5 protein-coding genes and 1 pseudogene are annotated in these 5,972 nt (G+C 63.4%); 2 read left to right on the top strand and 4 right to left on the bottom strand.

Going from position 1 to position 5,972, the window contains the following annotated elements:
* Positions 1-24: 24 nt before the first annotated feature.
* Together G6N42_RS31725 and G6N42_RS31720 are read left to right on the top strand one after the other, a co-directional pair.
* Positions 25-510 (top strand): annotated as a pseudogene (locus tag G6N42_RS31725) (class I SAM-dependent methyltransferase); the annotation flags it as partial.
* A gap of 105 nt (positions 511-615) precedes the next feature.
* A complete protein-coding gene (locus G6N42_RS31720; protein ID WP_434059616.1) occupies positions 616-2,421 on the top strand; it encodes a thioesterase domain-containing protein in 1,806 nt (601 codons plus the stop codon).
* Here the strand turns inward: G6N42_RS31720 and G6N42_RS11965 are convergent.
* Genes G6N42_RS11965 through G6N42_RS11950 form a run of 4 tightly spaced genes read right to left on the bottom strand, consistent with a single transcriptional unit; the run spans position 2,410 to position 5,670 of the window.
* Complete coding sequence (locus G6N42_RS11965; RefSeq protein ID WP_163729791.1) at positions 2,410-4,380, bottom strand: AMP-binding protein; 1,971 nt, start codon at positions 4,378-4,380, stop codon at positions 2,410-2,412. The two genes, G6N42_RS31720 and G6N42_RS11965, sit on opposite strands and share 12 nt — an antisense overlap.
* Before the next feature lie 8 nt (positions 4,381-4,388).
* A complete protein-coding gene (locus tag G6N42_RS31580; protein ID WP_350310135.1) occupies positions 4,389-4,577 on the bottom strand; it encodes an integrase core domain-containing protein in 189 nt (62 codons plus the stop codon).
* Positions 4,553-5,287: a hypothetical protein gene (locus tag G6N42_RS31190; protein WP_232076124.1), complete on the bottom strand. Its 735-nt coding sequence runs from the start codon at positions 5,285-5,287 to the stop codon at positions 4,553-4,555. The genes G6N42_RS31580 and G6N42_RS31190 overlap by 25 nt, the downstream gene beginning before the upstream one ends.
* Positions 5,288-5,325: 38 nt before the next feature.
* A complete protein-coding gene (locus G6N42_RS11950) occupies positions 5,326-5,670 on the bottom strand; it encodes a helix-turn-helix domain-containing protein (RefSeq protein WP_163729789.1) in 345 nt (114 codons plus the stop codon).
* Between the last annotated feature and the right edge of the window lie 302 nt (positions 5,671-5,972).

Raw genomic sequence — 5,972 nt, 5'->3', positions numbered from 1 at the left:
GTACTCGTCGAGGAGTGGCAGCAGATGTACGACGACCTGTATGGGGCCGAGGTCGGGACGTCAAAGTTCGGCTCCGATTTCCGCGGCTGGAACAGCAGCTACACCGATGACGCGATTCCGCTGACGGAGATGGCGGAATGGCGCTCTGCCACAGTGGATCGCATCAAAGCCCTTCAGCCGCGGCGCCTGCTCGAGATCGGCGTCGGATCGGGCTTGTTACTGTCGAAGATCGCCCCGCAGTGTGAGCGCTACGTCGCCACCGACATGTCGCCGGTGACCATCGCCAACCTGTCGTGCTCACTAGAGCAGTTGCGGATTCCGTGGCGAGACCGGGTACAGCTGTTGGCCCAACCGGCGCACGTTACCCAGGCATTGCCCCGGGGCTACTTCGACACCATCGTGCTCAACTCGGTCATCCAGTACTTCCCCAACGCGGGCTATCTCGTCGACGTCATCGACAACGCGATGGATCTGCTGGTTCCCGGCGGTGCGCTGTTCATAGGCGACATTCGCAACCACAGCTTGCAGGGTGCGTTCCAAACCGGCGTCGCTTTGGCGCACAACAACACCGCCACCGACGCGGCCGAAGTCCGGCAACGGGTTCATCGCGCGGTCATGAACGAACCGGAATTGCTGGTGGCGCCAGAGTTCTTCGCCGACTGGGCCGCCGACCACCCTGCACCGGTGGGGATCGACATCCAGGTGAAGCGCGGATCTGCCGACAACGAGCTGACCCGATACCGCTATGACGCGGTCCTCCAGAAGGCTGCCGAGCCGATGCTGTCGCTCGCCGACGCGAAGATCTGGACATGGCGAGACTGCGAATGCCTGGACGGGCTGGGCGCACGGTTGACGACGCAGCGTCCCGCCGTTGTCCGCGTCACCGGGATCCCCCGTGCCGGCGTGGCTGACGACGTTCACATCGAGGCAGCGCTCGCCGCCGGGCTCCCGCTGGCCGATGCGGTTGCCGAGGCCACCACCATTCGCGACGCCACCGCACCAGAAGAACTTCATCGCCTCGGTGAATCCCAGGGATACCGGGTCGCCGTCACCTGGGGCGCCGAACCCGGCACCCTCGATGCCGTCTTCATCGCCGCGAGCGAATTTGAGCGCGCGGCGGGCTTGACCGATGTCTACCTGGCGTCCGAGCCCCATTTACGCGGTGCGCACGCGAACAACCCGCAGACCAACACAAAGATCGGCGCGGTACGTCAGCGATTGGGCACGCGGTTGCCGGAGTACATGGTCCCCGCACAGATCGTGGTGCTCCAGGAGTTCGCGCTCACCTCCTCGGGCAAGATCGACACGAAAGCGCTGCCGGAACCGGTCTTTGCCACCACCCCCTTCCAGGCGCCCCAGACCGAGATCGAAAAAATCATCGCAGGCATCTACGCTCAGGTGCTGGGTGTCGAGCGGGTCGGCGTCGACGACTCGTTCTTCGACCTCGGCGGCGATTCGCTTTCCGCGATGAGACTCGTCGCCGCGATCAATGCCGCCCTCGACGCACAACTCGCCGTGCGAACCGTGTTCTACGCACCCTCGGTGCGGAGCTTGAGCCGGCAATTGGGCCGGGCAGACAACGATTTGGAAGTCGTTCCCGCAGAGGTGTTCAAGGAAGCTCCGGGTATTCCGCTTGTCTGTGTGCACGACGGGCTCGGACTGAGCTGGTCCTATCGGACCCTCGGCGGGTATCTGGATTGCCCGATCATCGGCATCAACCAAGTGCCGCAGGACGGCGAGCCTGACCCCCAGTCAATTCGTGCCATGGCTGCCAGCTATGCCGACAGAATCCAATCCGTTTATCCGGCAGACACTTACAACATCCTCGGCTGGTCCTTCGGTGGCGTCGTCGCCCACGAACTCGCGGTGGAACTTCGCCGCCGCGGGTGCGTTGTCCAGCGCCTGGTGCTGCTCGACCCCGCTTTCAGCACCGGCCTGATCATCGCCGCCGCAAACAGGGAGCTGGACCAAGGTCAGGTGCTCGAACACATCCTCCGCACCAACCGGGTCGACATGCCGGTGCTGTCGGGCCCTCTCACCTACGAACGGGCGCAAGAGATCTTGGCGCAACGGGGTGCCGTGGAGTTCCCGCTGCCGCCGAGGGAGCTGCTCGAGTTGATGGTGCGCAGCGTCAACGCCAACCGGAAGCGTCTCCGTGGGTACACACCCGATGTATTCGACGGAGACATGGTCATCTTCTCAGCCGCAAGAAGTCGAGCGACTCACGATGGTGGACCCCCCCTGATGTCCCGGCTTGGCGGACTGCGGACGCGGATCGCAGGCCGGCGCACGTCGCGGAAATGGCGCAATCATGTCCGCGGTGACGTGACGACGTATCCGGTCGACTGCGCGCACCACGACATGCTGAACCCCGCGTCGCTACGCTTGTACGGCGAACAGCTCAGGCGTTCAATGGATTAGGCGCTGGAACCCGTCGTCTCGATAAAGCTGGACACATGCCGCGCGTCTGACTTTGCCGCTCGTTGTGATGGGTATCGAGCCCGGCACGACCAGCACGACGTCTTGGACAGCCACGCCGTGTGCGTTGGATATCGCGGAGGTGACCTGCTCCTCGATGTTGCGGAGATTCTCGCTGACCTCCTCATCGGACTCGCCGCGCTTCTTGACCTCGACGATCACGACGAGCTTCTCCGTCGCTTCATCCACGACGGCGACGGCCGCGACCCGGCCTCTCGAAATCTCTTGGACCGTGGCCTCGATGTCGTCGGGATAGTGATTGCGGCCACGCACGATCAAGAGGTCCTTGATCCTGCCGACGATGAACAGTTCCCCTTCTGAGAAGAAGCCGAGGTCTCCCGTTCTCAGCCATCGATCTTGGGGTGTGCCAGGCGTGGGAGCGTTCAGTGTTGCACCGAAGGTCTGCTCGGTCTCGGCCGCCCTGAGCCAGTAACCGGCACTGACGTTTTCGCCGTGTACCCAGAGCTCACCGACTGTGCCCGCGGGCGCTTCGGTCGCGGTTTCGGGATCGACGATTCGTACCATCGGCGACCGCGGCTTGCCGTAACTCACCAACGGCGTACCGGTATCGCTTCGAATCGCCTGACCGGCCCCAAGTTTCGCTGGCTCGAAGGGGACGAAATCCGGCGGTTGGCCAGGCGCGTTGGTGGCGACGAACACCGTCGCCTCTGCCAGTCCGTAGGAGGGGCGTATCGCCGACTCGGGAAAGTTGAATGGTGCGAACCGCTGGTTGAAGCGTCTGATCGTGATCGGGTTCACCCGTTCGGCCCCGCAATTGATGAACGAGACGTCGCCCAGGTCGAGGCCCGCCATGTCCTCGTCTGTCGTGCGTGCGGCCGTGAGAGTGAACGCGAAATTCGGTGCCGCGGAGAGTACCTGCGGATTACGCGCGAGCATCTGCATCCACCGGGCTGGTCGTTGCAGGAAGGCGATAGGACTCGTGATCATCGATGGCCAGCCACCGAAAATGCCGGTGCACACCCCACACATCAATCCCATGTCGTGGTAGAACGGCAGCCACGAGACAGTCGACTTGGGCATCGGGTTGTCGGCGACATAGTTCGCGACCATCTGTTCCCAATTGGCCGACAGATTGCGGTAGGAGATCACCACGCCGGCGGGTGTGCGCGTAGAACCAGAGGTGTACTGAAGATACGCAATGTCCGGATAGTCGTGCCGCCGCGCGCTGGACCCTCGGCGAGTATCGAGGTCAAGCGAATCGATTTCGAGGATCGAAGGGGCGATATCAACTCCCGCGGCCTCTGCATAGGGGACGACACTGTCGACGACGGAGGAGGTGGTGAGAAGGGCCGTCGGCGACGCATCCCGCAAAACCGCGGTGACCCGTTGATCGTGGACCCCGACTGCCGGGACCGACAGCGGAACCGCAATGCGTCCCGCTTCCAACGCCCCCAGGAACGCCACGATGTAGTCGAGCCCTTGCGGCGCCAGAATGACGGCACGATCACCGGTCGAGCCGCACGCGTCGAGTTCCTGCGCCAGGTTGGTCACCCGCCTGCTCAACTGTGCCCACGTCAGGCTCTCGGCAACGCCTTGCCAGTCCGTGTCGAAATCGAGAAAGGTGAACGCCGTGTCATTGGGCTGAAGGCTTGCGCGTTCGCGCAGGACGACGCGTATCGAAGGTCCAACCACAGGCACCCCCTGTCGCAGCCAACCAACGCCACCACCGTGTGTCGAACCTAGAGTAACCAGCTCGCCCGTTGCCGTGTTTACGTCAACCCAGCCGGGAAGGCGTCCCATCGCGTCGCGGATCTTCTTGACATGCTCACCATTGATCTGCCCGGCCGCCTGCGCCGCGGCGGTGGCGTCCAGCCGCGGCGCCAACGGTTGACCGGTCAACGCCCGCCGCGCGGCCATCGCCACCAGAACCGCGGTCGTCATGTCTTGAGTCAAGAAGGTGGCAGGGTTTTGCTGTCGAGGTAGGCCTGTTTTGGGGTGCGGTCGGCCAGGGCTTGGTGTGGTCGGATGGTGTTGTAGATGATGCGGAATCGATGGGTTTCCATGTCGAGTGCGTCGCCGTCGCCGATGTAGCCGCGGAAGAGATGCTCGTATTTCAGGGTTTCGAAGAATCGCTCGATGACGCCGTTGGTTTGTGGTGATTTGATGCGTGTGCGGATGTGGCGCAGGAGCGGATCATGGCCGGTGAACAGGGTGTGGAAGTCTTTACCCCGGTAGCAGGGACCGTTGTCGGACACGATCGCAATCGGTGCAGGGCGTGGCCGATGACGTTGTCCTCGGCGTCAAGGACCTCCATTTCGCCGCGGTCGACTCGCAGGTCGGTGAGGTTCAAGATGCGGGTGGCTTCCTCGACGGCCAACCGAATGCAGTGCACGGCGTCGCGGCCGCGGCTGGTGGGCGTGACGGTGATGGCCAGGCAGTATTTGGTGACGTAGTCGATGACGGCACTAATTCGCCAGATCCCGCCGTGGGCGGTCTCGAACTCGGAGAAGTCGGTCTGCCACACCCGGTTGCGCTCAGTCGGCGGATCGTGAAATACCCGGCGGCGCAACGCAGCCCAAGACTTTCGATCGGCCCGAAAGCCCTGGGGTAACAGCAGGCCACGCCGCCGCAGCGCGCGTTGCACCGACGAGTTGGTTACGTCGTGACCATCAGCGCGCATCAGTGCGGCGATCTTGCGGTAGCCCCAGGCCGGCCACGCCTCGGCGTACTTCGCCGCGATCGCTTCGATCCGGTCGACGACCGGCGCCGGCCAAGGCCCCTTGGCCGGGTCACCAGCGCGCAGTCGGGCCAGCCGGCGGCGATAGGTCCGCTCGGCGATGCCGGCCAATGGCGCGAACCTCGAAACCGGCAGACCTGCTGCTTCTCTTAGGGTTTCGAGGTCCTGGAAGGGACCTGATCGGCCAAAGCTGCACCGCGCTGCCAGATCCGCAGCTGCACCGTGGCTTCGGCCAGCGCGAGTTTGAGCTGCTCGTTTTCCATCCGCAGCCGACGCTGCTCAGGGCTACCCGCGCCATGCGCGGCGCCGCTGGGCACCTCCTGCAAGCGTTGGGCCCCAGCCTCAAGGAACTGATGCTTCCACTTCGTCACCTGAGTCGAGGCCACCCCACACCGCCGGGCCGCCTCAGCACAGGTCATCTCACCGGCTAGAACAGCCAGCACCAACCGGGTCTTCTCCTCGGCAGCAATCTTTGTTCGTCGCGATCTGACCATGACCCACTCAACCTCCTCAACATCAGCCGCGTATGCACAACGCGACCCTGCCAAGAAGTTTGAGTCAGTGGAGTCAACATGATTCGAACATACATTCGAGCACCGACAGCCAAACCTGAGATGTGACAACAGAAACCAAAGTGACGCAACGGGTTTGAGTGAAGTTGTGCGGCGGAGACCCCAAAAAGGCGCGAGCAAACAACTTCTGTCGTTGACGGCGGCGTAACAATCCCGGAACGCGACGTTCCTACTGTGGGCCGGTCACGGTCCGCAAAGAGTGCGGGCAAGAGCGATAGGAAGTT

This window comes from Mycobacterium gallinarum (assembly GCF_010726765.1).
In the GTDB taxonomy this organism is placed as follows: Bacteria; Actinomycetota; Actinomycetes; order Mycobacteriales; family Mycobacteriaceae; genus Mycobacterium; species Mycobacterium gallinarum.
This window is presented reverse-complemented; position numbering and strand designations above follow the sequence as displayed.